29 protein-coding genes and 1 pseudogene are annotated in these 24,721 nt (G+C 65.8%); 14 read left to right on the plus strand and 16 right to left on the minus strand.

The annotated features are described in order from the left end of the window. Positions 1-344 precede the first annotated feature (344 nt). Positions 345-569 (plus strand): hypothetical protein, encoded by a 225-nt coding sequence (locus ACWGID_RS13375; protein ID WP_452196715.1) that lies wholly within the window; start codon positions 345-347, stop codon positions 567-569. An 87-nt stretch (positions 570-656) separates the two neighbouring features. On the opposite strand, the gene ACWGID_RS13380 is transcribed toward ACWGID_RS13375, so the two are convergent. The 3 genes from ACWGID_RS13380 to ACWGID_RS13390 form a co-directional block, all read right to left on the minus strand. Next, complete coding sequence (locus ACWGID_RS13380) at positions 657-1,232, minus strand: hypothetical protein (RefSeq protein ID WP_452196716.1); 576 nt, start codon at positions 1,230-1,232, stop codon at positions 657-659. Between the two features lie 498 nt (positions 1,233-1,730). After that, the gene (locus ACWGID_RS13385; protein ID WP_452196717.1) at positions 1,731-2,171 is read right to left on the minus strand and encodes an SRPBCC family protein; all 441 of its coding nucleotides are present in this window, start codon (positions 2,169-2,171) and stop codon (positions 1,731-1,733) included. 80 nt (positions 2,172-2,251) lie between these two features. Then, a complete protein-coding gene (locus ACWGID_RS13390; RefSeq protein ID WP_452196718.1) occupies positions 2,252-2,980 on the minus strand; it encodes an endonuclease/exonuclease/phosphatase family protein in 729 nt (242 codons plus the stop codon). Positions 2,981-3,080: 100 nt separating this feature from the next. Here ACWGID_RS13390 and ACWGID_RS13395 point away from each other — a divergent pair, with 100 nt between their 5' ends. Continuing rightward, a complete protein-coding gene (locus ACWGID_RS13395) occupies positions 3,081-3,434 on the plus strand; it encodes a hypothetical protein (protein WP_452196719.1) in 354 nt (117 codons plus the stop codon). 19 nt (positions 3,435-3,453) lie between these two features. On the opposite strand, the gene ACWGID_RS13400 is transcribed toward ACWGID_RS13395, so the two are convergent. The 4 genes from ACWGID_RS13400 to ACWGID_RS13415 are packed head-to-tail and all read right to left on the minus strand — an operon-like array spanning position 3,454 to position 5,976. Continuing rightward, positions 3,454-4,158 carry a GAF and ANTAR domain-containing protein gene (locus tag ACWGID_RS13400; protein WP_452196720.1) on the minus strand — a complete coding sequence of 235 codons (705 nt, stop codon included), beginning with the start codon at positions 4,156-4,158 and terminating at the stop codon, positions 3,454-3,456. Further along, complete coding sequence (locus tag ACWGID_RS13405) at positions 4,158-4,679, minus strand: LLM class flavin-dependent oxidoreductase (RefSeq protein WP_452196721.1); 522 nt, start codon at positions 4,677-4,679, stop codon at positions 4,158-4,160. The genes ACWGID_RS13400 and ACWGID_RS13405 overlap by 1 nt, the downstream gene beginning before the upstream one ends. 17 nt (positions 4,680-4,696) lie before the next feature. Next, positions 4,697-5,149 carry an SRPBCC family protein gene (locus tag ACWGID_RS13410; RefSeq protein ID WP_452196722.1) on the minus strand — a complete coding sequence of 151 codons (453 nt, stop codon included), beginning with the start codon at positions 5,147-5,149 and terminating at the stop codon, positions 4,697-4,699. Between the two features lie 47 nt (positions 5,150-5,196). Further along, positions 5,197-5,976 carry a hypothetical protein gene (locus tag ACWGID_RS13415; RefSeq protein ID WP_452196723.1) on the minus strand — a complete coding sequence of 260 codons (780 nt, stop codon included), beginning with the start codon at positions 5,974-5,976 and terminating at the stop codon, positions 5,197-5,199. A gap of 148 nt (positions 5,977-6,124) precedes the next feature. Between ACWGID_RS13415 and ACWGID_RS13420 the strand changes: the two genes are divergently transcribed. Next, entirely contained in the window at positions 6,125-6,643 is a 519-nt protein-coding gene (locus tag ACWGID_RS13420) for a GAF domain-containing protein (RefSeq protein ID WP_452196724.1), read from the plus strand. Positions 6,644-6,782: 139 nt separating this feature from the next. Further along, positions 6,783-7,739, plus strand: a complete 957-nt coding sequence (locus tag ACWGID_RS13425; protein ID WP_452196725.1) for an iron-containing redox enzyme family protein — start codon at positions 6,783-6,785, stop codon at positions 7,737-7,739. Between the two features lie 24 nt (positions 7,740-7,763). Here the strand turns inward: ACWGID_RS13425 and ACWGID_RS13430 are convergent, their stop codons facing one another. Together ACWGID_RS13430 and ACWGID_RS13435 are read right to left on the minus strand one after the other, a co-directional pair. Continuing rightward, on the minus strand, positions 7,764-8,300 hold the full coding sequence (locus ACWGID_RS13430) for a hypothetical protein (protein WP_452196726.1): 537 nt from the start codon (positions 8,298-8,300) through the stop codon (positions 7,764-7,766). 88 nt (positions 8,301-8,388) lie between these two features. After that, positions 8,389-8,781 (minus strand): annotated as a pseudogene (locus ACWGID_RS13435) (DNA topoisomerase IB); the annotation flags it as partial. Between the two features lie 314 nt (positions 8,782-9,095). Between ACWGID_RS13435 and ACWGID_RS13440 the strand changes: the two are divergent. Beyond that, positions 9,096-9,299: a CDGSH iron-sulfur domain-containing protein gene (locus ACWGID_RS13440; protein ID WP_452196727.1), complete on the plus strand. Its 204-nt coding sequence runs from the start codon at positions 9,096-9,098 to the stop codon at positions 9,297-9,299. Positions 9,300-9,332: 33 nt separating this feature from the next. Here ACWGID_RS13440 and ACWGID_RS13445 read toward each other — a convergent pair whose 3' ends face one another. Next, the gene (locus ACWGID_RS13445) at positions 9,333-10,436 is read right to left on the minus strand and encodes a carboxylate-amine ligase (RefSeq protein ID WP_452196728.1); all 1,104 of its coding nucleotides are present in this window, start codon (positions 10,434-10,436) and stop codon (positions 9,333-9,335) included. Positions 10,437-10,656: 220 nt separating this feature from the next. Here ACWGID_RS13445 and ACWGID_RS13450 point away from each other — a divergent pair, with 220 nt between their 5' ends. The 3 genes from ACWGID_RS13450 to ACWGID_RS13460 all read left to right on the plus strand — a co-directional run bounded on the left by ACWGID_RS13450 (position 10,657) and on the right by ACWGID_RS13460 (position 14,071). Beyond that, entirely contained in the window at positions 10,657-11,628 is a 972-nt protein-coding gene (locus ACWGID_RS13450; RefSeq protein WP_452196729.1) for a TIGR03557 family F420-dependent LLM class oxidoreductase, read from the plus strand. Positions 11,629-11,871: 243 nt separating this feature from the next. Then, positions 11,872-12,567 carry a GAF and ANTAR domain-containing protein gene (locus ACWGID_RS13455; protein WP_452196730.1) on the plus strand — a complete coding sequence of 232 codons (696 nt, stop codon included), beginning with the start codon at positions 11,872-11,874 and terminating at the stop codon, positions 12,565-12,567. Between the two features lie 193 nt (positions 12,568-12,760). Then, positions 12,761-14,071 (plus strand): NAD(P)/FAD-dependent oxidoreductase, encoded by a 1,311-nt coding sequence (locus ACWGID_RS13460; protein WP_452196731.1) that lies wholly within the window; start codon positions 12,761-12,763, stop codon positions 14,069-14,071. Between the two features lie 73 nt (positions 14,072-14,144). Here the strand turns inward: ACWGID_RS13460 and ACWGID_RS13465 are convergent, their stop codons facing one another. Next, a complete protein-coding gene (locus tag ACWGID_RS13465) occupies positions 14,145-14,966 on the minus strand; it encodes a SigB/SigF/SigG family RNA polymerase sigma factor (RefSeq protein WP_452196732.1) in 822 nt (273 codons plus the stop codon). A 54-nt stretch (positions 14,967-15,020) separates the two neighbouring features. Between ACWGID_RS13465 and ACWGID_RS13470 the strand changes: the two genes are divergently transcribed. Continuing rightward, the gene (locus tag ACWGID_RS13470; RefSeq protein ID WP_452196733.1) at positions 15,021-16,016 is read left to right on the plus strand and encodes a sigma-70 family RNA polymerase sigma factor; all 996 of its coding nucleotides are present in this window, start codon (positions 15,021-15,023) and stop codon (positions 16,014-16,016) included. 84 nt (positions 16,017-16,100) lie between these two features. Here the strand turns inward: ACWGID_RS13470 and ku are convergent, their stop codons facing one another. Next, positions 16,101-17,006, minus strand: a complete 906-nt coding sequence (ku, locus tag ACWGID_RS13475; protein ID WP_452196734.1) for a non-homologous end joining protein Ku — start codon at positions 17,004-17,006, stop codon at positions 16,101-16,103. 137 nt (positions 17,007-17,143) lie between these two features. Here ku and ACWGID_RS13480 point away from each other — a divergent pair, with 137 nt between their 5' ends. Then, complete coding sequence (locus tag ACWGID_RS13480; RefSeq protein WP_452196735.1) at positions 17,144-17,518, plus strand: VOC family protein; 375 nt, start codon at positions 17,144-17,146, stop codon at positions 17,516-17,518. 60 nt (positions 17,519-17,578) lie between these two features. Further along, entirely contained in the window at positions 17,579-17,998 is a 420-nt protein-coding gene (locus ACWGID_RS13485; RefSeq protein ID WP_452196736.1) for a hypothetical protein, read from the plus strand. Positions 17,999-18,018: 20 nt separating this feature from the next. On the opposite strand, the gene ACWGID_RS13490 is transcribed toward ACWGID_RS13485, so the two are convergent. After that, positions 18,019-19,239, minus strand: coding sequence for a serine/threonine-protein kinase (locus tag ACWGID_RS13490; RefSeq protein ID WP_452196737.1), 1,221 nt, complete (start codon positions 19,237-19,239; stop codon positions 18,019-18,021). A 155-nt stretch (positions 19,240-19,394) separates the two neighbouring features. Here ACWGID_RS13490 and ACWGID_RS13495 point away from each other — a divergent pair, with 155 nt between their 5' ends. The 3 genes from ACWGID_RS13495 (at position 19,395) to ACWGID_RS13505 (ending at position 21,789) form a co-directional block, all read left to right on the plus strand. Beyond that, positions 19,395-19,619, plus strand: coding sequence for a DUF7218 family protein (locus tag ACWGID_RS13495; RefSeq protein ID WP_452196738.1), 225 nt, complete (start codon positions 19,395-19,397; stop codon positions 19,617-19,619). Positions 19,620-19,631: 12 nt separating this feature from the next. After that, positions 19,632-20,189, plus strand: a complete 558-nt coding sequence (locus tag ACWGID_RS13500; RefSeq protein ID WP_452196739.1) for a hemerythrin domain-containing protein — start codon at positions 19,632-19,634, stop codon at positions 20,187-20,189. A 721-nt stretch (positions 20,190-20,910) separates the two neighbouring features. Continuing rightward, a complete protein-coding gene (locus tag ACWGID_RS13505) occupies positions 20,911-21,789 on the plus strand; it encodes a PIN domain-containing protein (protein WP_452196740.1) in 879 nt (292 codons plus the stop codon). A 196-nt stretch (positions 21,790-21,985) separates the two neighbouring features. Here ACWGID_RS13505 and ACWGID_RS13510 read toward each other — a convergent pair whose 3' ends face one another. The 3 genes from ACWGID_RS13510 to ACWGID_RS13520 are packed head-to-tail and all read right to left on the minus strand — an operon-like array spanning position 21,986 to position 24,611. Beyond that, positions 21,986-22,774, minus strand: coding sequence for a hypothetical protein (locus tag ACWGID_RS13510; RefSeq protein WP_452196741.1), 789 nt, complete (start codon positions 22,772-22,774; stop codon positions 21,986-21,988). Beyond that, positions 22,771-23,301, minus strand: a complete 531-nt coding sequence (locus ACWGID_RS13515) for an SMI1/KNR4 family protein (RefSeq protein ID WP_452196742.1) — start codon at positions 23,299-23,301, stop codon at positions 22,771-22,773. The genes ACWGID_RS13510 and ACWGID_RS13515 overlap by 4 nt, the downstream gene beginning before the upstream one ends. Then, positions 23,298-24,611: a NucA/NucB deoxyribonuclease domain-containing protein gene (locus tag ACWGID_RS13520; protein WP_452196743.1), complete on the minus strand. Its 1,314-nt coding sequence runs from the start codon at positions 24,609-24,611 to the stop codon at positions 23,298-23,300. Before ACWGID_RS13520 ends, ACWGID_RS13515 begins: the two co-directional genes overlap by 4 nt. Positions 24,612-24,721: the final 110 nt, after the last annotated feature.

The raw sequence follows: 24,721 nt of genomic DNA on the forward strand, positions 1-24,721 counted from the left end.
CCTGGTCACTCTGCTCAAGTGGATCGCGCCAGGAGTGCCGCAGCCCGTCCCGAGATCCGCGACATGCCAGATCCCGGGTAGCCGCAACGACTCAGCTCGTCTATCGGGTGCCTGCTCAACCCTCCAGGCACGGAGATCTGTACGGAGTGAAGCGATCCATCGCCGGATCCGCCGATCTCCCGGCACCGGAGCGTGTCCGAGCGGACGGTACGGTCATCGTGCTCACCTTCTCGATGCGACCGCTGTTCGCCCTCCAGTATCCCCATCCATGCTCAGACCACCACCGCCACGCTGAGCTGCGCTTGTTTCATCATCTTCGCCCGGACAGCGGGTACCAGGGAAGCATGGACAGTGAAGGACGACGACCGGTCTTCTGGCCCTTCATCTCCGCGGTGCTGCCACTGATCTTCGGCCTGGGCGTCGTCACCACGATCCGGCTCGTCGAAACCGGACTCCAAGGACTGATGTACCAACAGGCGATCGCCCGGATCCGCCGGTACTACCGCAGCCTGGACATGCATTCGTTGCCAGCCGCAAGCAACACATCGGCGTACAGCCCGGGGACATGAGCTACTACCAGCTCGCTCAATGCGTTGTCTGGTCGCCGAAGGCAACGAGTTCTGCTTCGTCGCCGTCAGCTGACCGCCTCGGCGTCGTCAGGGGGTTGAGCCGCGCGAGGCGGGCGTTGGCTCGGACAGTCCGCCCGAGCGCATGATCAACTGGCGGGCAACTTCATGACCGTGGACCGGTCTCGCGCCGTCGCGAGTATGAGTGAGAACGCGACTCCGCAGCATCCGGCGGATCTCCTCGATGTCCACATCGAGCGCCGATGCAGCAGCTGACAGCGTCAGCCATCCCTCACGGAGGCGAGCGAGAATCTCCACATCGTTACGCCGCAGCGGGAGTTCCGTGCCGCGTGCCGGCAGGAGCCCGGCCGTGATCATCCGCCCGACGCCTGCCCGCCCCATGGTCAGCAGGTCGGCAGCCTCACCCACCGACATCCACTGATCGTGACCCACCTGAATCACATCGGACAACCGCACCCGGCGATGGGTACGCGCGACTGCCGGCAGATGCCCTGCACGCACGAGCCTCGCAACACGGATCGACGACGCCCCCAGCAAAACGGCTGCCTGCGCGGTCGTGATCAACGGATCGTCGACCATCAACGGCTCACCGAGCAATTCCTCCAACCGAGCCCGAAACTCCCGCCCCAACGCCTCGTCGGCCATCCGGCCCCTCCCCCACGTCCCCAACGCGAGCACCGACGGATCAACCCGCACCGGCCGGTCGTACCGTCTGGATCCCATTGACGCATGACCGCCCGGGTCGACGCCAGATCAGGTTTAGCCCCACCCAGAAATTTCCGCGAACCAGCTGTCGCGTTTCCGGCTGCGACTCCGGGTTGAACCGGAGGTGTTCGGGTACAAAGGTGCCGGTTGAACGGGAGGTTGGATCATGGCACCGTCTCGAGTGCAGGTTCGCCCGAAGGTACCGCGTAGAGCTTCAGGACCCGCCGCGCGCCACCGCACTCGACCAGCTCCGGAACTTGGCGAAGCGCGGCCAGTTGAGGGTTGCTCACCGCAACAAAACACAGCGAGATCAGCGAAGCTGCCGTTCTCGCCGATCTCCTCGCCCCGGCAGAGGACACAACCTGAGTCACACGGATCATCTGTGCCTGAGCGCAGCGGGGTTTTGGCCCGAGAGCGCTACAACGCGGAGATGCGCGATCAGGAGGACGCGTTCTTCTCGGCGAGGAGCTTGAGACGGCGGAGGGCCTCGGCGTTCCGCGGGTGCAGCATCAGGTCGCTCACCGCCGACGGCAGCAGCGTGGCCGGCCCGCTGACCGCCGTCTCGGTCATCACGAGACGGCACCCGTCCGCTGTCTCAGTGGCACGGAACCCCACCTCGCCGTGGCCGACCGGCCAGACCCGCACTCGCAACCGCAGCAGGTGCGCGGGTTCGTACTCCAGCGACGTCGTCGTGTCGTCCACCAAGAACGGCCACGCCCCCACCGAGTGGTGAATCCGCCCACCCGGTTCCGGCCACGGCGGATCCACATCCCGGATCCGAGACGCGCCGACCACCCAAGCGGCGTACGACCAGCCGTCGGTGAGGATCGCGAACACGTCCTCAACACTCGCTTCGATCAGGCACTCGTTCTCACTCACGCACAGTCCGGTACCCCACTCGTACGCATGGTTGCTGTCAGGCGAAACGACTCGCTCGGCTCCCTGGATCAGCCGGGTCCTCAGGCGACCGGTACGTCGGTGATCACGGCGTAGTGGTCCGATGGTGGCCTGCCGTGGTCCTCGTCGAGGCCGGCCAGCCGCGACGCCGTCGGAGTCCGGCGGTCGTCGGCGAGAATGCAGTCGATGCGACGGTCTTCGAGCCATTCGCCCTGAAGCAGGTACGGATTGCTCGAGCAGTAGGTCGCACCGTCGTACGCCTGCGGTTGCCAACAGTCATCCAGTACGGCGAGCAACGGTGCAAGTTCAGGCCGATCGGGCGGCGCATTCAGCTCACCGGCCACGATCACCTCATCGCCGGTCGTCCTGAGCTCGGCGACCACCGCGGCCAGCGCACTCGCCTGCGCGAAACGCTCGCGCTGATGGTCTTCCTCCCAGTCCAGACAGCTGGTGATGAAGTGCAGGTTGCCTCTTCCCAACGCGATCTCTGCCCGGAGCGCGACGGTACCGGACGACAACGTGTGATGCTCGATCCGCTTCAGTGGATAGCGACTCAGGATGCCAAGACCGAGCTGTACGTCGGGAGCCGGGTCCTTCGGCATCCGGGAGGGCGCGAACACCGCCGTCATACCGAGCTCGTACCCCAGCAGATCGGCCTGGGCCTGCCCGTCGCTGCTCCATGTCTCCTGCAGCGCAACGAAGTCAGGTCGCTGTGCGCGCATCGTGTTGACGATCGCCCGCTGCCTGCGCAACCACGAGCCACCGAACCGTCCCCAGACGTTCCACGTCATGAACCGCACCGCAGTCTCACCTTCCTTGTGTCCGGACCTACCGGTACCCACGTCGACACCGTCACAGTTAGACCCGCAACCGATCGGGCACCGGCTTTGCATGACTGTGAAGCTGAACGAGAAGGCGTTCGAGCACGCGAAATACCTGATCGGGAAGGGGCAGACCGCCAAGGATGAACGGGACGACTGGAGCGAGCACGCACCGACCCCGGCGGAGCAGAACACCTACCTGGACAAGCACGGCTGGCAGGACTACGGCCTGTGGTTCCTCGGTGTCGACACCGAGGAAGGCGAGGAGACCAAGGGCCACTACGAGTTCCCGTACGGCGACTTCCGCCGCCTGCACCGCTGCGGTGTGATCAGTGCCGAGTCACGCGCCGCGCAGTACCACCATCCGGAGATCCAGCACGCCCTGGAGGAGATCCATCGACTGCTGGACGGCGAACACGCCTGAACCGCAAGGAACCCGGTCGTCAGGCCTTCTCCGGCAACGGGGCCGGCTGCCGGGAGTCGATCAGCTCCTGGGCGACCTCGCGCAGTTTGCGGTTCGAGTTCTTCGAATACCGCCTGAGCACCTCGAGCGCGCGTTCTTCATCCAGGTGGTAACGCTCCATCAGGATGCCGAGCGCCTGCCCGATCAGCCTGCGAACATCGGTCGCCACGGCCGGGTTGCGGTCGTCACGCGCCGCCGCGATCGCCACCGCCGCCTGGCCGGCCAGCAGGTGCGCCACCGCAAGGTCGTCGCCATCGAAGCCGTCCTGCGTTCCGGAGTACAGGCTCAGTACCGCCGACGGATCACGCCGTACCCGCACCGGAACGTGAATGGCACTCCGGATCCCCACCACGAGAGCCGCGTTGGTCCACGTCTGCGACCAGCGCGTCTCGATCAAGACGTCCGGAATGAGCAACTCCTTGCCCTGTCGGATGGCGGTGATGAGCGGCCCCTCACCGAAGTGGACCTGTTCGTGGTAGAGCTCCGCCAGCTTCGGGTCGCTCAGCGCCAGGATCGAGAGGCGCTGCCGACCGTCGATCATCACCATCGAGGCGTAGTCGCATCCCACCGCCCGGCAGGCGAACTCGACGACCGTGTCGACGGTCTGCTCCACGCCCTCCGCGTCATGCATCTCGGTCGCCAACTGCTCCAACATCTCAGCCGTCGGCAGATGATGCTCAGTCATCACTTACCTCCAAGAACTGCCGATTTCCCACCGGCGTGCTCGTACGCTGCGACCAGGTCCGGCTCGGTCACGGACAAGGCATCACCCAGGTCGCCCGCGAGCCGAGCCGCATCTGCCCCGCCCGCGGCAACTGCGATGTCCGGCAACTCGTCGGGGAGATCGAAAACCCTCGCGTCCTCCAGTCGCAGGTGTTTCCCGTCGTACGACTGATAGCCGCCGCTCCACAACAGGTGGATGATCTCGAGCGACTCGCGCAGCATCTCGTGCCGAGTGGCAACGGCCGGGTGATACCGGATCAAGGGACAGGTGACGCCGGTCGCAAGGCCGACGGACGAGGTCCGCGCGGCGATCGCCGCGAGCATCGAGAACGCGAAGCCGGAGTGCTCGTGCTCGCTCACCCACAGATGAAAGTGATCGCTGAACTCGACGAAGTCGAACCCGGCCTCCTCGGCCCGCACCGCCTGCTCGACGATCTCGACCGGCCCGTAGGCCTCGGCAATCAGCTTGAACCCGACCTTCATCGCTCGCCTCCCTGGCTCTACCGCGGTACGTCGCCCCGCCACGTGCCGGTCTCGGTGCCACGGCTCTCGATGAACGCCTTGAACCGCTGCAGGTCCCCCTTCACCCGGCCCTCGACGACACCGAGCTTGTCGCCGGCCTTCTCCAGGAAGCCTTCAGGGTCGATGTCCATCTGCGCGGTTACCCGGCTCGTCTCGTCGGACAGCTTGTGAAAGGTCACGACACCGGCATGCCGCGGACCCGAGTCCGACTTCCATGCCACGCGCTCATCAGCGTGCTGCTCGGTCACGGTCGCATCGAACTCCCGCGTCGCCCCGCCGACCTTCACCACCCAATGGTTGTGCGTGGCATCCAACTGCCGGATCTCCTCCACGCCCTCCATGAACTGCGGGAACGTCTCGAACTGCGTCCACTGGTTGTACGCCGTCGTCACCGGAACGTCGACGTCGATCGATTGCGTGATGGTGCTCATATCCGCTACCTCCAGAAGATGTCGCTCAATCGTTCGGATCGGACATCTCACTGCGGTACCCAGTGACCGGCGACGCATCCGGCCCAATCGTGATGACTCACGCCACGTGCATGTACCACGCACTGCCGGGCACCGAACGACGACCCAGACACCTCGCCATACCCAGCTCCCGAACCCGCCCCCGACCAAGACCCCGACAAACAACTCCCACGCAAGACCTGACGCGCCACCGGCCACCTGGCGACAGAGGCCACGCGCAAGCTGCTCGTCGGTGCTTCCTGAGCGGACCAGCGGGCGGCCTCAAGGGCTGTCTGCCGCGTGCGTACGCCGATCGGGTTGTCCGGGAGGTCCGGGTCGTCGTCCTCGACGGCATACCACTGTCCGGGGATCCGGCCGGGGTGACGCTCGTAGTACGCGATCGAGTAGTCCCGACGGGACTGCGTCTTGTGTTCCCGCACAGCATCGTCGCGGATCGAGTCGGCCGAGCGGCCGGTCAGTTCGGAGATCTCGTCTCGGCGGGCGCCCTCCTTGCGGAGAATCAGGGCCGCTGTGCGCAGGAGCCGATCGCTGAGCGACCGCAGGATCCGCGCGTTCCTGATCATCGCGCTCAAGCCGGGCTTCTCATGCCGGCGCTCCAAGGCCATCCGCAGACGTGCCCTGATTCCCAACGCGGTCCAGGGTTGATTCACCCCTTGTCCGCCCGTCAGGTACTCCGAGGGCGGCGGCGGGCACTCGTCCACGGACAAGGGCGCCGTACGTTCCAACCGCCGCTGGGCGGCCGGGGCGGTTTCGCGCTCGGCCGTCGTCTGGCCGGGCTCGGTCGTCATGCCGGTCGGTCCTTCCCTGGTGCGCGGCCCCAGAAGCAATGGGGTGCCGCTCAAGCTGAGATCACGTGACTACCGGTACCCAAGAACGGGGGTGAACCAACGCGGGCGCGACATGGCTGTCCCTTGCATTCGAAGGCAAAATTGAGTCATGGACCTGACGCAGGTACCCGACCCGGGTGGCGACGGGATATCGCCCCCGGCCGTAGCCCCAGAGAAGTTCGCACAGCTGGCGCTCGAACTGCACGCCACCGACAGTGTCGAGGAGACCATCCAGGGCGTGGTCGACTTCGCGCTGCAGGCCCTGAACTGCCGCTTCGCCGGCGTCGCGCTCGCCCGCAACAGCACGACAGAGATTCCAGCCGTCACCGCGCCCATCGTCGCCGAGATTTACCGGTTCCAGCTCGACGGCGTCGACGGACCGCTCGTGGAGTGCATGCAACACCACTCCCCCGTCATGGTGCGCGACACCTTCCACGAGCACCGCTGGCCGGAGTGGGCCGAGAGGGTCCTCGACCTCGGCGTCCGCAGCGTGCTCGACGTGCCTCTGTCCACGGCCACCGACACCGTCGGTGTCCTCGGGCTCTACAGCACCGAACCCGATGGCTTCGATGCCGACGACGAAGCCGTCGCGCAACAGCTGGTCGACACGCGCAAACTCCCAGGCTGACCCGGCGGCAGCCAACACGCCGACAGCCCTGGTGCTTCCCCGGCGAATTCACGGTCTTGGCGCGGGTACCGGATCGTCGTCCGATGCCCGAGGGAGCTGCATGCACCTGCCACCGCCACGTGGACCACTGAGCGCCTGGTTGACAGAACGGCTCGCGCGCGCCGCCACCGCCGACCACCACCGCATCGAGGTCGGCGATCACCCGCGCGCCTTCGCTGACGAGGACCTGCAACTGGCGCTCTGGATCGCGTACGAGCTGCAGTACCGCGGGTTCGACGATGTCGAACCCGACCGGCAGTGGGATCCTGACGTGATTGCCTTCCGCTCCCGCCTGGAGCGGCCCTGGATCAACTGGCTGGAAGCCGCCTGCCGGGTTCGTCCAACGGATCATCCGGTCGCGGAGCAGTTGCGAGCACTGACCGAAAGCGACGACGGCCCGCGACTCGCGCCGTACCTGCGTCGGCATGCGACGAGAGATCAGTTCCGCGAGTTCCTGCTCAATCGGTCCATCTATCAGCTCAAGGAAGCCGACCCGCACAGCTTCGGCATCCCGCGCCTCGACGGCGCAGCGAAGGCCGCACTGGTCGAGATCGAGGCCGACGAGTACGGCGGCGGCCGCGCGGAACGCATGCACTCCGAGCTCTTCCGTACGACGATGCGCTGGCTCGGCCTCGACGACACCTACGGTCGCTACGTGCCGGCGGTCCCGGCCGTGACGCTTGCGGTGTCGAACGTGATGTCACTGTTCGCGGTCCACTGCCGGTGGACCGGAGCGCTCCTCGGCCACCTCGCAGCGCTCGAGATGACGTCCACGCTGCCCAATCGCCAGTACGCCGCCGGCGCCACCAGACTCGGCGCGTCGGAGGAGCAAGCGCGCTACTTCACCGAACATGTCGAGGCGGACGCTGTTCACGAACAGGTCGCGGCGCACGACCTCTGCGGCAGCTACGTGCGGCAACACCCGGAGGCGGTCGGCGACGTGCTGTTCGGCGCACAGTGCTCCCTTGCTGTGGACAACTATTTCGCCGAGCACCTGCTGACCGCATGGCAGGCCTCCGGACGCCACCTGCGCCGCCCTGACACCGCCGCGGGGTGAGCCCCGCTCAGCCTGCGTCAGCCGTCAGTGTCGCGTGGCCTGGTCCAGGACCTGGTTCACGGCTCGTTCGAGTGCCCCGCGGGCCTGCTCGTCGTCCAGGTCGGTGCCGACCCGGCCGACCGTGCCCGCGATCGTGCGGCCGTGTTCGTACTGGTCGACGATTCGCGGGTCGACGTACGAGCTCCGCGCCACCGTAGGTGTGTTCCCGAGGTGATCCGACACCTCGTCGAGCATGTCCTTCACCGCGGCGTTCAAGGCCTTCTTCGTCGACGGCGGATCGGCCTCCGCGAGCTCGACCGCGGCGTGCACCGTAGCGGTCCACGTGCGCAGATCCTTGACCGTGTAGTCGTCGCCGACCAGTTCCTGATACCGCTCGTTGATCATCGCGGCATCAAGCTCGTGATAGCCGTCGCCGTCGCGGAAGACGAGCAAACGGTTCGTCCGATGCCGACCACGTTTCAGCGAGCGCACGGTCGCGACCAGCCGATCGTCGTCCAGTTCGACCCGCCGCCGCTGACCACCTTTCGCCACGAAGTCGAACACCAGCCTGCCCTTGCTCACCCGTACGTCGCCCCGCCGCATGGTCGCCGCAACCGTGACTTCCGTTCTCGTCGGCGTACTTCGTGTTGCCGGTCCGGAAGACGCCGTGGTCGAGCATCCGCAGCGCAACCGCCAGCACCCGTCGCCGATCGAGTCCGCGGGTGGAGAGATCGTCGTCCACTGCTTCCCGGAACGCCGGTAACTTCCGCGCGAGCATCCGGACGCGGTCGTGCTTGTCAGCATCCTGTGCCGAGCGCCAGTCGTCGTGGTAAAGGTACTGCCGCCGGTCCGCCTCATCGTTGCCGGTGGCTTGGATGTGTCCGTTCGGATACGGGCAGATCCACACGTCGGTCCAAGCCGGCGGAATCGCCAGCGTCCGGATCCGCTCTACGACATCGGTGTCCCGGATCGGGTCACCATCGACGTCGAGATAGCTGAACCCGCGCCCACGTTTGCGGCGGGTGAATCCATCCTCCTCAGGACGGCTCCGGCGAAGCCTCATACCCTCCAGTACCCACCACCACGCCCGGACCGGCCGTAGACGCGTTCAGGCGTCAGTACGGCAAGCGCCGACCTGAAGGGGTTCGCAGATCGAGCACCTCGGTCAGCCTCCGTCTCGCGGCGACTCGCGGTCGCCGACGGATCCGCAACTGTTGCATGGTTACCAACTCCTGTGCGCTCGTGTCGCAAGAAGCTCGGGATCTGCTCCCCGCGCGCCGATCAAGCAGGTACCCGGGCCGGAGGCATCGAATCGTGGCCCGGTCGATGCCTCAGGAACTCCGGTGAGTTCACACGAAGCCTGGGTACCGAACGGTCATGGCCAACGATGACAGCGCGACCCAGATCCGCGCCTACCCGCAGGGTCCGATCCTGGTCCGCGGCGACTTCCAGCTACTGGACGAGGACGGCGATCCGATCCCGGCAGTCCGCCGTACCGTGGCGCTGTGCCGCTGTGGCCGCACCGCCATCCCACCGTTCTGCGACGGCACCCACACCCTTCCCCACCACGGCGCCGCCTGAGGTGCGCGAAGGCCTCGGCGAACCTCACCAGCTTCACGCGACGAACACTTCTGCAAGCCAAGGAACGACGCCCGCGGCACCGAGCGCCCTGAGGTGTTCCACCGGCGGATCCTCGACCATGTTCCGCGCCTCGTCCAGACCGCCCGTCAGGTACGGCTCCGCGGCATCGATGAGCTCGTGCAAGCAGTGCCGGGTCGATCGAGCCTCACCGGTGTGCAGATCGAGCAGCTCTCCACGTACGCCGTCACGCAGCGCGACCCAGCGGTTCTCCGCGATCCTCCACGCCGGCGCCGCCGCTGGGAGCTCACCCATCCGGTACAGGTCCGCGAACCTCGCACCGAGTGCATAAACGAGGCGCGCGATCGCGCCGTTCTGCTTCACGGTCGGCTGCACGTCGAGAACTCGCAGCTCGAGCGTGCCGTAGCCGATATGCGGCCGAAGCTCCCACCACCACTCCGATGCGTCCCGCAGGGCTCCTCCTTGCACCGCCCAGGCAAGGTCCGCGGAGAATTGCTCCCAGGAGTGGATGATCGGTGGTACCCCCTGGCGCGGCAGCTGGGCAGCGACCACCGGACGTGCCGAACACAGTCCTGTGTCACGGCCGCCCACGAACGGAGCGGCGCCGGCCAGCGCGGCCAGCTCCGGAAGCACGTTCCGCAACCAGTGATACACGGCCAGCGTGCAGTCGGGGTCGCCGAAAGCGAGGTGGACCTGGAACGAAGAGACCAGCCGCCGACCGATCACCTCGCGGTACCGCGCCGCGAGTCCGGACGCCCGCTCCGGGTGCGAGAGCGGCGCGGGCCCGTCGAAGAGCGGGTGCACGGGCGCCGCAATCGGCATCAGGTGGGGATCACAGGCGTCGGCGACCAACGCTCGACAGACCTTCAGCTCGTCGACTGCACCCACAACGCCGGCATGCACCGTCGTCGCGATCTCGAGCTGGCACGCCGGAAGTTCCAGCTTCACGCGAGGATCGTCGATGCCCGCGACGACGGCCGCCGCCGCTGCCGGCAGCCACGTATCACGGTGCACCAGCAGGAGCTCTTCCTCGAAACCGACGGTCCCCGCCTCGGTGTCGGAGAATCTCGACCGGAGCTGGTCGATGTCGACTGTCATCAACACATCCGCGGTCGTCATCTTCGATCACCTCGCTGGATCGCGCCGTCTGTGCTCCAGCCGGTGCCCGGCCCACCGACCCACATTCGCCGCGGTCCGCATGGAGCGCGGCTCGCCGGGCACCGTTGCGTACGAGGGCTTCTAGCCGCGTAGAAGGCAGCCATGTCCACGGTTCCCACACCCCAGCGCCCGGTGCGGGAGACGACGAGTTCTGCGTCATCACCATGAGCGGAGGGACCGCGTGAAGATCGGATACTTCCTGTCCAGCGAGGAGTACTCGCCGGGCGAGTTGGTCGAGCAGGCCCGGATGGCCGAGGAGTCCGGATTCGACGGGCTGTGGATCAGCGACCACTTCCATCCGTGGAACGACGAGCAGGGACAGAGCGGGTTCGTCTGGTCGGTGATCGGCGCGATCTCCCGGGTGTGTGAGCTCCCGGTGACCACTGCGGTCACCTGCCCTACCGTGCGTATCCACCCGGCGGTCATCGCGCAGGCGGCCGCTACCAGCGCCGTACTGCTGGACGGGCGGTTCCGGCTCGGCGTCGGAACCGGCGAGGCATTGAACGAGCACATCCTCGGTACGGTGTGGCCGACGGTCGACATCCGGCTGGAAATGCTGGAAGAGGCCGTCGAGATCATGCGGCGGCTGTGGACCGAGGACGGATTCGTCAGCCACCACGGCAAGCACTACACGGTCGACACCGCACGGATCTACACGCGGCCGGAGGGACCACTGCCGATCTACATGTCCGGATTCGGGCCGGAGGCAACAGATGTGGCAGCGCGGATCGCCGACGGGTATCTGACCACGTCACCCGATCGTGGGCTGCTGCGGCGGTTCCGCGATCACGGCGGTGGCGGCAAGCCGGCGCAGGCCGGGTTCAAGGTCAGCTACGCACCGACGGCCGACGAAGGTGTCGAGCAGGCACACCGGATCTGGGCCAACTCCGGACTCCCCGGCGAACTCGCCCAGGTGCTGCCCTCACCGCGACACTTCGAACAGGCCAGCCAATTGGTGACCGAGGCGTCCACAGCACGGTCCGTCGCCTGCGGACCCAAGGCGGACGTGCACCTCGACGCCTTCACGCCGTACGCCGATGCCGGCTTCGACGAGGTGTACGTCGCGAACATGGGCCCGCACACCACCGACGTGATGAATCTCTACCGCACCGAGGTTCTCCCGGAACTTCGGAAGCACCGCACTGACAGGTGACTCAGGTCGGGACCCCGACGACTGAGTCCGGCGGCGGCGCAGGCTGCCGCCCGGGAGCCGAGTGCAACCGCCCGTCACAGGGGGTATCGACACCGCGAATCCGGCTACTTTCTGCCGTTGTGGCTTACATCGCGCGCGATCGGGTACGGGGCCGATAGTCGGGCAACCGTAGCGACCTGCTACGTCCTCGCCCGGCGACACCAGCGGCACACGTCCGTCCAGACCCTGCGGAGGTGACGTCAAATGTCCGGTGCGAACACCGCACTCGAAGGCCCGGCCGAAACGTTCGGACGCCTGGCGCTGGACCTGGAGTCCGTCGAGGGACTCGAGGCAACCGCCGAGACCATCGGCCGGTACGCCGTACAGGTTCTCGACCTGTGTGAACACGCAGGAATCTCGGTGGTGGCCCCCGACGGCGGTATCGAGGTCGCCCACGCGACCGACCCCATCGTGGCGTACGTCCTGAACTGGCAGCTCGAAGTCGGCGACGGACCGATGCTGCACGCTGTGACCTCAGCGGTCGCTGTGCATGTCGCAGATCCCGCCACCGACACCCGGTGGCCGTTGTGGAGCCGGCTCGTCGCCGAGCACCCGATCAACGCGATGCTGCACGTGCCCCTGGCCACCGGGCCCTTCCCCATCGGCGCCTTGTCGCTCTACCACGACAAACCCCATGCCTTCGGGCACGAGGACGAAGAGATCGCGCACATCCTCGCGTCGCACGCCTCGATCGCCATCGCGGACGTCCGTCACAAGGCATACCTCATCCAGGCAATGGACACCCGCAAACTCGTCGGACAGGCGATCGGGATCCTGATGGAACGCAACGACCTCACCAGCGACCAGGCCTCCGACGTGATGCGCCGCTACGCACAAGACGCCCACCTCGAACCCAGTGCCACCGCCCAGAAGATCATCGCCACACGCAGATCAGCCTGATTCGTGCCAATCGACCGCGCGACGTGCGGTGCCGTACTTGAGCGGACGGGCGCCACGAACTTACGCGAGACCGAGGCATGTCAACGGCCACCGTTGACTCGGCCTCCTGCTGCACAGCCATCGGGCGCGCGAGGTGCCGACGGCCGATGGTCATTGGGGGTTTGGGGTATGGACGAGCTGGTACTGAGCAGGTATGAGCTTGCCGAGAGTGGTGATCGTCGGAGCAGGGTTCGCCGGGTTTCATGCCGCCCGGCGGCTGTCCAAGCTGGCCGGAGGACGTGCCGAGATCGTGGTCGTCAACCCGACCGACTACTTCCTCTATGTGCCGCTGCTGCCAGAGGTGGCTACCGGCCTTCTCGAACCCCGGCAGGTGACTGTGTCGATCGCCGACACGCTGCCCGACGTACGGCTGGTCCTCGGCGAGGTCGACGGCCTCGACCTCGAGCGCAAGACAGTCCGGTACGCCGATCCCGAGGGCAACCGTGGTGAGCTCGGGTGCGACCGGCTGGTGATCGCGGCCGGAAGCGTGAACAAGCTGCTCCCGATCCCCGGCGTCGCCGAGCACGCGCACGGGTTCCGCGGCATCCCGGAGGCCGTGTTCCTTCGCGATCACCTGACTCAGCAGATCGAACTCGCGGACGCGACCGACGACCAGGCGCTGCGCGACGCGTTGTGTACCTTCGTCGTGGTCGGTGCCGGCTACACCGGAACCGAGGTCGCCGCGCACGGCGTCCTCTACACCGCCCTGCTGCAGAAGCGCCATCCGCGGCTGCGCTCGCAGCGGGTGCGCTGGATGCTGCTCGATGTTGCCGATCGGGTCCTCCCCGAGCTCGACGAGCGACTCTCGCGGACGGCGGACTCGGTCCTGCGCCGGCGCGACGTCGACGTCCGGATGGGCGTGTCGGTCGAGGAGGCCGAAGAGCAGTGTGTGCGGCTCACCGACAAGACCAGCATCCCGACGCGTTCGCTGATCTGGTGCGTCGGCGTGCGTCCGGACCCCGTGGTCGACGGACTTGGTCTGAAGACCGAGAAGGGGCGACTTGTCGTCGACGAGTACCTGCGCGTACCCGGGCACCCGGACGTTTTCGCGTGTGGAGACGCGGCCGCCGTACCGGATCTGACCCGGCCAGGCGAGGTGACGCCGATGACAGCACAGCACGCTCAGCGGCAGGGCAAGCACGTCGCGGACAACATCGCCGCCACGTTCGGCACCGGCGAGCTCAGGCCCTACAAGCACAACGACCTCGGCTTCGTCGTCGACCTCGGCGGCGGTCAGGCGGCAGCGGACCCCTTCCACCTCCCCATTGCGGGGCTTCCTGCCAAGGCCGTCACCCGCGGGTACCACCTGCTCTCGATGCCCGGGAACCGCGTCCGCACCGCGACCGAGTGGCTGTTCGACGCTGCCCTCGGGCGCCGAACCACCCAGCTCGGCGTCATCCCGGCCGACAACATCCCCCTCGAAACCGCGTCACCCGAGCACGTCACGACCCGCCGACCCGCCTGAGCTGCGATCCGGAGCCCGCCCGCACGCAGGGTTTGAACGAGCAGGCTCCGGAATCGAGTTCAGGGGAATCGGGCTAGGCGGCGATCGGCTCCGGGTCGAGCTGGTCGCGCAGGCGGTCGAGGATGCCCCGGAGCACCCGGGAAACCTGCATCTGGCTGACGCCGATCTCACGACCGATCTCGGCCTGCGTGCGGCTCTCGACGAACCGCAGGTGCAGGATTCGCCGGTCGCGGTCGCTGAGACCGGCAAGCACCGGCTGCAGCATCTCGACCGTCTCCAACCGGTCGACCCCGCCGTCGTCGTCATCGGCGACCACATCGGCCAGCGTCAGGTCCGCGTCCGCCTCCGCGGGACGATCCAGCGAGAGCACGTTGAAACACCCCCGCGCCGCCAGCGCCTGATCGACCTCGGCCACCTCGACCTCGAGGTACTCGGCCAGCTCCGCACGCGTCGGCTCGCGGTTCAGTCGCTGCTCCAATTCCGGCACTTTCTGCGCGATCGTGCCCTGCAGCTCCTGCAGCCGGCGCGGGATCCGAACGGTCCACGCGCAGTCGCGGAAGTACCGTTTCACCTCGCCCCGGATCGTCGGGACGGCGAAGCCGATGAACGGCGTCTCCGCCTCCAGGCGGTAGTGATGGGCTGCCTTGACCAGCCCCAGGTAGGCGACCTGCTCGAGGTCGTCGGCCTCCGCACCCCGGCCGCGGAAGCGGCGCGCGATGCCCTTGGCCATCTCGAGATTGAGCTCGACGATCTCTTCGAGCAGCTGCTGACGCTCGGATTCGTCGATGCTGGCAGCCCGGCGTTGCATGAGTTCTCTGGTGGCTGCTTCGCGTGCGGCCCGATCGGCCGGGGCGGAACGACGGGCAGATGCCCGCTCCATGATGCTGATAACCATTTTGGATGACCTCGCGACTGTCGTCACGGCGTGGCACTTATCTGGACCACGGTCATGCCTGCAGACAGGAACATACCCCATCCGCACCACACCGACACCGAGCTGCACGCGAACCCAGCTAGTGCTTGCTCTCCGCCACCTGTTGCAGGAGCCCATTCGGCGGGCTTGGGCTGCGACTCACGTTTCAGGTGTGGGTACCCGACAGGCGCCGGACGGCGGTACAACTACCTGCCGCGATGGTCCGGAGCTGACACCCCCAGGACAAATCCATGGCAGTTGGCAAGCCGGCCTCCCTCTCCGCACGCCGCGCGGAGTCGGCGAAACTGGAATCTCTCCTTCGAACCGCGTACGCCGCCGACGGGCCCCGGCGCGAAGAGCTCCTCAGCGAAGCTGATCCTCGCAGGCCTTCCGCTCGCCCGGACACTGGCGAGCCGCTACCGCGGACGCGGTGTCGACGACGAGGACCTCGAACAGGTGGCGTTCGAACATCTGATCAAAGCCGTACGCAACTATCGGCCGAGCGGCGACTCGGACTTCAGGTCGTACGCGCTGCCAACGATCCGCGGTGGGATCCGGCACCACTTCCGAGACCGCGCCTGGGCCATCAAGCTCCCGCGCCGTCTGCAAGAGATCCAGTCCCACATCAACGCCGCCCAGACCGGTTTGGCGGCCGACCTCTGCCATTGGCCGAGCCTCCAGGAACTCGCCGCCGCCACTGGTATCGACATCGACGAAATCACCGAGGCCGAGCAGGCCCGCGGCTGCTTCCATCCGACCTCGTTGGACGCCGAGCGCCCCTCGGACACCGGAGCTCGGCACATCCGCGAAACGGCCGACCCGAGCAACACCTACGAACTGGTCGACCAAGTCCACTCACTTCGTCCGGTCGTCGACGGACTACCCGATCGGGATCGCGCCATCTTGCGGATGCGCTTCGTCGAGCACTTCACCCAGGCGCAGATCGGCGCCGAACTCGGACTCAGCCAAATGCACGTCTCCCGGCTGCTCCGCGCCATCCTGGGACGCCTGCAACTCGCCCTCACCGCCTGACCTTCATCCCTGCCTCCCGCCCGCCTTGTAGGCGACTCTCAGCATGGTTTGCTTGAGGACGGTGGCGAGGCACGGTCAGGGCGCTCAGGCCGCTTTCTTCCCACTCTTCTTCGCGGCCGTCTTCTTCGCGGCCGCCTTCTTTGCCGTCTTCTTCGCTGATGTCTTCTTCGCCGGCGTCTTCTTCTGCGGCGTCTTCTTCTGGGCTGAGCGGGCCTTGCGGGCGGAATCGACGCTCGCTCGCAGGGCGGCGACCAGATCCGTTGGGTTGGTGGCCTGCGGCTCTTCCTCGGAATACACGACATCCTTGCCCTGGTGCTTGGCCTTGACCAGGTCTTTCACCCGCTCGGTGTAGGTGTCCTGGTAGGCCGCCGGCTTCCATTCACCGCTCATCGCCTCGACCAGGTCGACGGCCATCGACAACTGCTTGCCGGCGCCACTCTTGCGCGGCAGGTCGCCGAGCTCGTCGTCCGGGTCGCGGATCTCGTCGGCGAAGAACATTGTCTCGAGAACCAGCACCTTGCCGTCGGCGCGGATCGTCGCCAGGTACTCCTTGCCGCGCATCACGAACTTCGCGATCCCGGCCCGGTTCGTCTTCGCCAGCGCGTCCCGGAGCAAGGCGTACGACGACGCGTTCTCGGCATCCGACGGTCCGAGGTAGTAGCTCTTCTGGAAATGCATCGGATCGATCTCGTCGAGGTCGACGAAGGTGTCGATCTCGAGCGAGCGGGACTTACCCGGCGCGATGTCGTCCAATTCGTCCGGCTCGACGATCACGTACTCCCCGCCACCGACGTCGTGACCCTTCACAATCTTGTCGTACGGAACCTCGCGCCCGGTCCGCTCATTGACCCGTTTGTACCGGACCCTGTCCGAGGTCCCCTTCTGGAACTGATGGAAGTCGATCTCGTGCTCCTGGGTCGCGCTGTACAGCCCGACCGGAACCGAGACCAGCCCGAAGTTGATGTATCCACTCCAGTTCGCCCGCGCCATCCCTCGACCCCTCTCCGTGTCGACCCCACCAGTACCCACCCGCCCCGGTAGCACGAGCTCACACGCCGCAGAGGCACAGCATATTTGCGGCCTGTCTGGGCACAGCGTGGACCTGAACACGCGAAAGGCCACCGCACATGACAGCGAACCTCGCCGCCACCGTCCTCGGAACGCCCGATCCGCCGGCGCTCGCCGACTTCTATCGCGACCTGCTCGGCTGGATCGAAGTCAGCAGAGAGCCCGAATGGGTTCGTCTGCGCCACCCCGACTCGGAGCGCCCCGGACTGAGCTTCCAGCTCGAAGCCGACCATGTGCCGCCCGTCTGGCCGCAAGGTCCAGGAACCCAGCAAATGCAGACCCATCTCGACATCCAGGTCGACGACCTCGACCGGGAGGTCGAGCGCGCCCAGAACCTCGGCGCCACCATCGACGCACACCAGCCGCAACAAGGCGTCCGAGTCATGCGCGATCCCGACGGACACCCGTTCTGCCTCTTCTTACCGGGCCACTAGAGGCTCACAGGAGCTCAGTGTCGCAGAATCTCGGTCGGCCGGTCGGGGTACCGCAGAGGTATGACTGAACTACCGGGGGTAGTCGCTCGGCCCGATGGGGTGGACGACGCGACGGTCGCGGCGGTCGGCGCCTTCACGTCGGCGATGGAGACCGTGATCAGGGCACGCGGGGCGCTGTACGAGTTCCATCAGCTGACGGGCAAGGCAGACAACGAACTGGTCGAGGCAGTCCGACTGCTCCGCGAGGCCGGTCACGAGCAGGTAGCCGACGACCTGGAGAAGGAACTCGTCGGACGCAACGTCAACGACGGGCGGTGGACGTTCCAGATCGTCGAGGACTACGAGCAGACGTACTACGAACCCTGGGCCGCACATCACCGCACGATCCGGCGCGAGCTGACCGGAGATCACCCACACCAACTCGAGGCGGAGATGAAGCGGGAACGCGCGACGCCCGGCGAACCCCATCACGGCTTCTGACCATCCAGTCTCTGGAGAGCTCAGCTCGTCGGCTTCTTGGCCTTCTTGGATTTCGGCGCCTTTGCCTTGTGCTGCTTGGCTCCGTTCACTCCCGTGCCGCGATCCTGCGACTTGCCCGTGGACGGAACGGTGGTTGGAACGTGCGTGCGCGCGCTGCGCTCAGCCTCCGGTGTCGACCGCGTCGATGCACGCGTCGGGGTCGGTGTTGGTGTCGGTGTCGAAGGTGGGACCCTCTGCGGCTCGGCGGCGTCGGCGGGCGCGAGCTGGTTCGTTGCCGGCAGCTCGCCGCCTCGGGTTTCCACGACGAGCCCCGCGGTTGCCACGAAGACCAAGGCGAGGAGTGCAGCCGCCCCGACAAGCCTCGGCTTCGACCCGCTTCGACGTACCGGCAGACATGCCGTCGTCGCGTCCGCGAAGGTCGTCGGAGGTACGCCGTTCGCGACCTGACGCGCGGTCGGTCGCCGGCTCGGGTCCTTGTCGAGCATCCAGAGGATCAGCTCGTCGACCTCGCCGCTGAGATGCGGCCGAAGCTCGCTCGGCAGCGAAGGTGCGGCCTGCACGTGCTGGTACATGATCGAGGCTGGTGACTCCGCCATGAACGGCGGATGACCTGTCACCAGTTGATAGAGCACGCACCCGAGCGCGTAGACGTCCGCCGGAGGTTCGGCCGGGTGCCCCAGCGCGCGCTCCGGCGCGAGGCAATGACTCGTACCCACGATCTGGCCCTTGGACGTCATTGTCGTCGTCTCGTCGTCCAAGACTCTGACGATCCCGAAATCAGCGAGCTTGACGGTCCCGTCCGCAGCCAGCACCAGGTTCCCCGCCTTGACGTCGCGGTGCACGATGCCGAGATCGTGAGCGGCAGCGAGACCGGCCGCAGCTTGCCTGACGACGCTGAGCGCCATCTCCACCGAGAACGGACCGTTCCGTTTCAGCTCCTCGGCCACGGAGCGGCCGTTCACGAGTTCCATCGCAATGTAGTAGCGGTCCTGCTCGCGGCCGAAGTCGTAGGTGGCGACGACATGCGGATCCTGGATCCGCGCTGTGACACGCGCTTCCCGCAGAAATCTGTCCGGTCGGACCAACGAATCCAGACCTGGAACCGGCCTCATCAGTTTAAGCGCTACCGGGCGATCGAGTACCTCGTCCGTGGCCCGGTACACCTCGCCCATCCCGCCACGTCCAAGCACATCGTGAAGCCGATAGCGGCCGGCAACCAGCTCCTGATCTGTGTTCCCCACGGCACGTCAGTACCCTCGCGCACACCGCACCATTCGCTGTGTTCAGCCGTCAACGGGCCTCCGTCGTACGACCGAGCGTTAGCCCGAATTCCCCGCGGGTACCGGAACGGCGCGTTTCCGCTCGCACGATCCTGTCGAGTCCGTTGGAGGTTGTCATGCCCGGGAAGTCGGCGAACGTGAAGAACGAGAAGCAGTACGAAGCGCTGAAGGACAAGGGGATGTCCAAGGAGCGCGCCGCGAAGATCGCCAACTCGCCACAGTCGAGCAAACACGGCGGCCAGCAGAGCGGCAAAGGCGGCGACAGCAAGCAGGGTGGCACGACCGCGCAGAAAAAGAAGGCCGGCCGGAAGGGTGGAAAGGCCGCAGCAGACAAGAGCTGAAGAGGAGACGTGATGAGTACCGACGTTGTCGACCTGATCATGCAGGACCACCGCGAAGTCGAGAGGCTGTTCGACGAACTGAAGGACAACCCGGAGAAGCGACCGAACCTGCTACCGGTCCTGACTACTCTGCTGACGGCCCACAGCCGGGCCGAGGAAGCCGAGGTGTACCCGGTCGCCGCGTCCGAAGCCGGCGAGAAGGAAGAGGTGTCCCACAGCCAGGAGGAACACATCGAGGCGGACCAACTGCTGGCCAAGCTCGCCGAGACCGACCCAACCTCGAACAAGTTCGACAAAGTCCTCCAGAACCTCATCGACGCCGTCTCGCACCACGTCGAAGAGGAAGAGACCAAAGTCCTGCCCGGCATGCGGTCGAACCTTTCGGACCAGCGCCGCTCCCAACTCGGCGAAGCCTTCATCGCCAGCCGCAAACAACATCTCGGCGACCAGCCCGGCGACATGACCCGCAGCGAACTCGCCCAGCAAGCGAACAACGCCGACCTCTCCGGTACCTCGGGCCTGTCCAAGGACGAACTGGAGAAGGAAGTACGCAAACACGGCGACCTCTAGACCTCCTCCGCCGCCGCCGGCAGAGCCCGTTCACATTCCTCTTAGGGATTGCATTCCAGACTCATTTCCACACCGCGGACACCTTGACCAGTTGGGGAGCATCAGGCCGTCCGAGATCGCCGGCTGGATCGCTGACCTGGACGCGCGATGTAGATCGTCGACCGCGCCTCCCGCGTTCATCGTTTGCACGGGACCTTGGAGGTCGCTGTCGACGACTAGCTCGTCTCTTCTCCACTTTCTCCCACGGAACAGACTGCCGACCACGCCCCAGCAACCTACTGGGAGGCGGACGACGGCCCGGACCTCGACGGTCCTGGAATCGACCTCTGACCTGCGGAAACGTCAGCGGATTCGCATGCCCGAAATCGCCCGTGCGACCACCAGCCGCTGGATCTCCGACGTGCCTTCGAAGATGGTGTAGATCTGTTCCAGGTTCGCGGTCGACCACCGAACGGATGTCGATTGTGTCCTCTGGCCTGCGATCTAATGTCGCACTGCGTCTCGACGATGACCACCGTTCACCAACCTCGGACGGAGCTGTCACGGAGCTAGAACTTGCCTCCAGCAACTTTGCAGCGCGGTTTCGCTTGGTTTCGCGGTCGGCCCACGAACCGCGTACCGGGGGTGGACGTCGGGCACGTTCGTCACGGTCCAGAGCTCGCCAGCGGCCCAACGCAGTATTCGAGTCGCGTCCAACTCCCGGATCCGCTTCAATCTACGTATGCTGGATCTGCCCCCTCTGCGCGACGGACTCGGTGCGCAACGCGCCGCACAACTTCTGGACGAGGGAGCGGCTATCGCGTCCAACATCAGAAGTATGAGTCCGGGCCAGGGCCTTGATGGATTCCGCGACGACTACCTGCGACATACGGACGACCTGAGCCGTCGTCTCGCCCAGGTATTCGACTACAAGTCTCCAGACGTCAACGGTGAAGCACTCCCAACGTCTGATTACGTCCGTACGGACGAGTACTGGCGCATCCGTGGTGCCGATATCGCGATGCCTCGGCTTGTTGCCTTCATCCATGAAGAGGCCGAGGCTCTGGAACATCGGTTCGCGCAGCTCCGTGACCGGATGCGCGCTGAAGACGCTCGCTGGGGCCGCCGTAGCTGCGTACTGGCTGTGCCCGACACAACCATGTTCCTGACGAAGGACCTGCCTATCGGCGACATCGACTGGCAGACCTCGCTCGACGCCACAGAGGCGGGCGTAGCACTGGTGGTTCCTCTCGTCACCATTCACGAACTCGACCGCCTCAAGCGGCAAGGGAACTCGACCACCGGGACTGCGGCCCGCAAGTCGATTCAATGGCTGCTCGAGCATCTCCCCGGGAACCCAGACAAGCCGTCGCAGCGGCTTCCTAGCTCCGGCAGGCGAGACACCACGATCGAGGTTTATGTCCACCCTGGCCCAACGCGTCCGTCCGACGCCGACGGCGTCATTATCGATTTCGCCCGTCGACTCGCTCCCATCACTCGCTTGCCGTGCCGTTTGGTAACGAGAGATTTCGGCATGAAACTGCGCGCGCAGCATCACGGGTGCGACGCCCAACTCCTCCCCGCGCCAGAGCCAGTCAAACGTCCGTCAGCTGCGCGTTGACACGGCTCCAGGGAGCTGCCGGTACAGACGGTGCCGGCGGACGGCCACGGCGAAACGAACGCCAGCCTGACAGATGTCTGAGCGGCCCGGCGGTTGCCAGCCCCAACACCAAGATAAAAGGCTGACAACCGCCGCAGATAGACGTGATGAGGATTGGCGGAAGACATCTACTCGCGCACGGAGTCGCGTGGGTGGCCTAGCAGGTGCTTTGAATCCGCTTCCAGGCGCTGCTCCCCGCCCATGTGATGGCAGTGTCATTCATCCACACCCGGTAGTCGCCGATACCGGGGAAGGACCGACTGACGGCCGCCTTACCCGCGGCGTCGGTGGTGAAGGTGGCCACGTTGGTCCAGGTGCTGCTTCCGACGGTGCGGTACTGGATGGAGCCGGTGGCGCTGGTATTGGAGACGTATCCGTTCCACTTGGCAGCGTAGCGCGTTGATACGGCAGTGAAGGTGATGGTTGCGCAGCCGGTGCCGAACGCCCAAGATGCGAGTTGGCCGGTGGACGACAGTCGGAAGTCGATGTCGGGTGGGTTCACGAAGGTGACGTCGGTTTGTGCGGCGTCAGGCTCAAGATGGCCCTTCCAGGAGCGCACTCCGAGCGGGTCGCCGTCGAGCACGTACTCCGTCACCTGTGACTCGTCGAGGAACCAGATGTCGCCCAGTGGCGTGGTTCCGGCATAGGCGGTCCAGGTGGCTTCGAACGGACTGCCTCCGCTGCAGGTCTTGTGTGCGGGCAAGGTAACGGCTGGCGCGTTGATGTACCCCTTGCCGCCGACCACAGTGAGCGGCGGCAAATTCGCCGCCGCCTGGGATGCGGATTTGACGGGATTAGTTCCGGTACTCCAGGTGAGAGCACAAGTGATTGTGGCCGCGGTCGTGGCCTCGGCCGGTGTTTGCGAGGCATGGAGGCCGATTCCGGCTACCAGCAGACCTGCCAGGGCGCAGGCGCCGATCGTCATTCGTGTACGGATGCGGTTCATTCCTGCTCCAGCTCTATCCAGTTGAGTCCGCTATCGGAGATCTCGACCGCGTAGTCGTCGTCTTCGGCGCGGAGGACGTTGCAGACGCCGTTGATGAGGCCGCGCATCGTTCCGTCCGGCCATCCGGGCACCATGAGGTCCCACGAGGTCCGCCAGACGGTGCCATCCGGGCAGTTGACCAAAAACATGCCAGTGTCGTGCTTCGCGAACGGCAGGCCGGGGTGGCCGGCATCGCGTGACCAGGTCACCGGGAACCTCCACTCCTGGGAGATCCAATCCGTGAACATGAAGTGGAAGTCGTCCGGAAACAGATACATGGTCGGTAACGCATCGTCGCTGTTACGGGCACCGTCATGCCAGGAGTAGAGGATCTTAAGGCTGTCAGGAAGTGGAATCTCCGCGGCCTCAGCGATCGCTGCGAGCTTGTCCGAGTCCGCAGGTGGGAGGAGCTGATCGCTGAGCAGCGGATGCTGGGACAGCAGCGCTTCGAGCTCACTCAGTGCGCCGATCAGGGTGTTCTGGCTCATCGATTCGCCTGCGCCTTCGGTGGTGGGGGGTTCTGGTCGGGCACGTGGGGCCCATCGAAGATCTCGACCCTGAAGGTATCGTCCGGCAGCAGCCGGTCCTTTGCGTACCAGGCCCCGACCCACGAACCGGAAAGCTGATTGTCACTCGACTTCACGTAGCGCACGGAATAGTTCAGGTTGGTTCCGCCTTGCCCCGGGCCTGCAACACCCAACGAGCCCTCCTTGGTGCTTGCAAAGGGGAACTCATCGCAGTCTTTGCCAGAGTTCGGCGGCAGGGTTCCATACGCCTTGACGCAGGCAGCCTTCGACGCAAGCCGCTGATCGGAAGTCAACTTGTCGTCCCACTGCCGAGTCAAGATCGAAGGGATCGACTTGGTGACCCCGGTCGGCGGCTTGGGCTCCGCGTTCATGGGATCGTTCTGGGCGTCGCGGATGTGAAGGGCTGTTTCGTCAATGTTCTCGTCGTTCGCGTTCAGATGGAGAACCGATCCCGCCCAGTCGAAGATGCATGCACGCCCGTACACCCTCCCAGACACATCGCCGGCCGAGTCACAGCGAATGCCTTGGTGCACACGGGGAACGACTCCCGGATCGGTCACCCCGGCATCGGTCGACCAGGCCAGGGTAAACCGCAGAAGGCCCTTCATGATCGCGTACGGATTGCCGGAAGATGCGGTCTGCTCGGATCGGAGCGTGATCGCTTGCGGGTGGTCCTGGAGATACCTGATGGACTGCGGCTCGGTGTGTCCCGGAGTGAAGGTGCAGGTTCCCTTCAGTTCAGTCAACTCGCACGAGGGATTCCACTGGAGCCTCGTGTTGTCCAGGTTCATGGTGTGTGGCCATCTGTCGCGACCCTTGTCGATGAGGATCTGAGTCGTGAACTGCCGGTCATTCTCCGGGGCCTGCGCAAGGAAGGTCGCCCGGAACTGGACCGCGCCGATCAGAGAGCCGTCGTTCACGTCATTGGTCAACAGCGTGATCTTGGTCGAGGCGCACCACTGGAAGTGGTTGAAAGCAAAACCTCGCAACTCCTCTGCAAACTCCTGGTGTCCTGCCGTCTCGGCACGGCACTGGTCGAGATCCAGGAACGTGAACGGGTCTTGAGGGCGGGGTCCCGGGTAGTCGGACGCGGCCTTCCGGACAGGAACGCTCGGTGTCCCTGTCGGCGTAACCGGAGATGTCGGATCAGACGTGCCGGCTACGACGCCTAGAGCGCTTGGTTCTGCCGATCCAGCAGTCGCCGAAGCCGTACTGATTATTGGGACGCTCAAAACAAACACAGCACTGACGAGCAAACAGAACAATCTCATTCATGCTCCTCTGACGGGGCGGTCATCAACACCGGCATCGCGAACGCTGCCTTGCCCGTTACGGGTTCTGCAGCAAGCTGCAGACACCCTTGACAGGTGCCGTCAGAGAT

Source organism: Kribbella sp. NPDC054772, assembly GCF_053611945.1.

Excerpts from the sequence above, each read along its gene's own strand:
- ACWGID_RS13375 (WP_452196715.1), top strand. The coding sequence starts at position 345 with ATGGACAGTGAAGGACGACGACCGGTCTTCTGGCCCTTCATCTCCGCG.
- ACWGID_RS13380 (WP_452196716.1), bottom strand. The coding sequence starts at position 1,232 with ATGGCCGACGAGGCGTTGGGGCGGGAGTTTCGGGCTCGGTTGGAGGAA.
- ACWGID_RS13390 (WP_452196718.1), bottom strand. The coding sequence starts at position 2,980 with ATGACGTGGAACGTCTGGGGACGGTTCGGTGGCTCGTGGTTGCGCAGG.
- ACWGID_RS13395 (WP_452196719.1), top strand. The coding sequence starts at position 3,081 with ATGACTGTGAAGCTGAACGAGAAGGCGTTCGAGCACGCGAAATACCTG.
- ACWGID_RS13400 (WP_452196720.1), bottom strand. The coding sequence starts at position 4,158 with ATGACTGAGCATCATCTGCCGACGGCTGAGATGTTGGAGCAGTTGGCG.
- ACWGID_RS13405 (WP_452196721.1), bottom strand. The coding sequence starts at position 4,679 with ATGAAGGTCGGGTTCAAGCTGATTGCCGAGGCCTACGGGCCGGTCGAG.
- ACWGID_RS13410 (WP_452196722.1), bottom strand. The coding sequence starts at position 5,149 with ATGAGCACCATCACGCAATCGATCGACGTCGACGTTCCGGTGACGACG.
- ACWGID_RS13415 (WP_452196723.1), bottom strand. The coding sequence starts at position 5,976 with ATGACGACCGAGCCCGGCCAGACGACGGCCGAGCGCGAAACCGCCCCG.
- ACWGID_RS13420 (WP_452196724.1), top strand. The coding sequence starts at position 6,125 with ATGGACCTGACGCAGGTACCCGACCCGGGTGGCGACGGGATATCGCCC.
- ACWGID_RS13440 (WP_452196727.1), top strand. The coding sequence starts at position 9,096 with ATGGCCAACGATGACAGCGCGACCCAGATCCGCGCCTACCCGCAGGGT.
- ACWGID_RS13445 (WP_452196728.1), bottom strand. The coding sequence starts at position 10,436 with ATGACGACCGCGGATGTGTTGATGACAGTCGACATCGACCAGCTCCGG.
- ACWGID_RS13455 (WP_452196730.1), top strand. The coding sequence starts at position 11,872 with ATGTCCGGTGCGAACACCGCACTCGAAGGCCCGGCCGAAACGTTCGGA.
- ACWGID_RS13460 (WP_452196731.1), top strand. The coding sequence starts at position 12,761 with ATGAGCTTGCCGAGAGTGGTGATCGTCGGAGCAGGGTTCGCCGGGTTT.
- ACWGID_RS13465 (WP_452196732.1), bottom strand. The coding sequence starts at position 14,966 with ATGGTTATCAGCATCATGGAGCGGGCATCTGCCCGTCGTTCCGCCCCG.
- ACWGID_RS13470 (WP_452196733.1), top strand. The coding sequence starts at position 15,021 with ATGCCTGCAGACAGGAACATACCCCATCCGCACCACACCGACACCGAG.
- ku (WP_452196734.1), bottom strand. The coding sequence starts at position 17,006 with ATGGCGCGGGCGAACTGGAGTGGATACATCAACTTCGGGCTGGTCTCG.
- ACWGID_RS13480 (WP_452196735.1), top strand. The coding sequence starts at position 17,144 with ATGACAGCGAACCTCGCCGCCACCGTCCTCGGAACGCCCGATCCGCCG.
- ACWGID_RS13485 (WP_452196736.1), top strand. The coding sequence starts at position 17,579 with ATGACTGAACTACCGGGGGTAGTCGCTCGGCCCGATGGGGTGGACGAC.
- ACWGID_RS13495 (WP_452196738.1), top strand. The coding sequence starts at position 19,395 with ATGCCCGGGAAGTCGGCGAACGTGAAGAACGAGAAGCAGTACGAAGCG.
- ACWGID_RS13500 (WP_452196739.1), top strand. The coding sequence starts at position 19,632 with ATGAGTACCGACGTTGTCGACCTGATCATGCAGGACCACCGCGAAGTC.
- ACWGID_RS13505 (WP_452196740.1), top strand. The coding sequence starts at position 20,911 with ATGCTGGATCTGCCCCCTCTGCGCGACGGACTCGGTGCGCAACGCGCC.
- ACWGID_RS13510 (WP_452196741.1), bottom strand. The coding sequence starts at position 22,774 with ATGAACCGCATCCGTACACGAATGACGATCGGCGCCTGCGCCCTGGCA.
- ACWGID_RS13515 (WP_452196742.1), bottom strand. The coding sequence starts at position 23,301 with ATGAGCCAGAACACCCTGATCGGCGCACTGAGTGAGCTCGAAGCGCTG.
- ACWGID_RS13520 (WP_452196743.1), bottom strand. The coding sequence starts at position 24,611 with ATGAGATTGTTCTGTTTGCTCGTCAGTGCTGTGTTTGTTTTGAGCGTC.